The organism is Stenotrophomonas sp. 05L44_2 (genome assembly GCF_056665995.1).
Genome location: NZ_JBFTNR010000992.1, coordinates 1 through 1,139, shown reverse-complemented (window position 1 = coordinate 1,139; position 1,139 = coordinate 1). Strand labels below are relative to the sequence as shown.

1 protein-coding gene is annotated in these 1,139 nt (G+C 70.3%); it reads right to left on the bottom strand.

Annotated elements, in window-relative coordinates; translation table 11 throughout:
* Positions 1 to 1,009, bottom strand: a 1,009-nt coding sequence (locus AC1VAN_RS22570; protein ID WP_480986831.1) for an NADH:flavin oxidoreductase/NADH oxidase, incomplete at its 3' end; no start/stop codon positions are given.
* Positions 1,010 to 1,139 lie beyond the last annotated feature (130 nt).

Here is a 1,139-nt window from a genome sequence, read left to right as displayed (position 1 = left end):
GCCAAGGCCAGCGCGGGTCGTACAGGATGCCGCGGGCCAGCGCGATGGCATCGGCCTGGTTGTGGCGCAGGATCGATTCGGCCTGCTCCGGCTCGGTGATCAKGCCCACCGCGATCACCGGCATGCGCACCTTCTTGGCCTTGATCGCCGCCGCGAACGGCACCTGGTAGCCCGGGCCGACACTGATCTTCTGGCGCTCGTGCAGGCCGCCGCTGGACACATGCAGGAAATTGCAGCCGCGCGCGTCCAGCACCTGTGCCAGCGCCTCGCTCTGCACGATGTCCCACCCCCCCTCGACCCAGTCGCTGGCGGAGATGCGCACGCCTACGGCGACCTTGTCCGACACTGCGGCACGCACCGCGTCGAACACTTCCACCAGCATCCGCAGGCGGTTCGGCAGCGAGCCGCCGTAGCCATCGGTGCGGCGGTTGCTCAGCGGCGACAGGAACTGATGCAGCAGATAACCGTGCGCGGCGTGGATCTCGATCAGCTCGAAGCCCAGGCGCTCGGCGCGCACCGCACTGGCGGCGAAAGCGGCAACGACTTCGGCGATACCGGCCTCGTCCAGTTCCTGCGGTGCCGGATCGGCGGCATGGAACGGCAGCGGCGAGGGGGCCACGGTCGCCCAGCCCCGGGCATCATCGGCCGGCAGCTGGCCACCGCCGTCCCAGGGACGATTCACCGACGCCTTGCGGCCCGCATGGCCCAGCTGCACGCCCAGCGGCATCGGCGACCAGCGGCGCACGCTGGCCAGCATCTGCGCCAGGGCCGCTTCGGTGCCGTCATCCCACAGGCCCAGATCGGCCCAGCTGATGCGGCCGCGCGCTTCGACCGCGGTGGCCTCCAGGATCAGCAGGCCCGCGCCGGACTGCGCCAGGTTGCCCAGATGCATGGCGTGCCAGTCGCTGGCGCGGCCGTCTTCGGCGGAGTACTGGCACATCGGCGCGACGACGATGCGGTTGGACAGGGTCAGGGGGCCGAAGGAGATCGGCGAAAACAGCTGGCTCACGGCAGTGGGGGGTGTACCAAAGGGGGTGCGTATTGCACCGCTGTGCGGCCGATAGATCAACCGTGTGGGTGGATCGCTGTTTCGTGGGGGCGCGTTGTGGGTAGCGCCGGGCCACGCCCGGCGAGCGCAC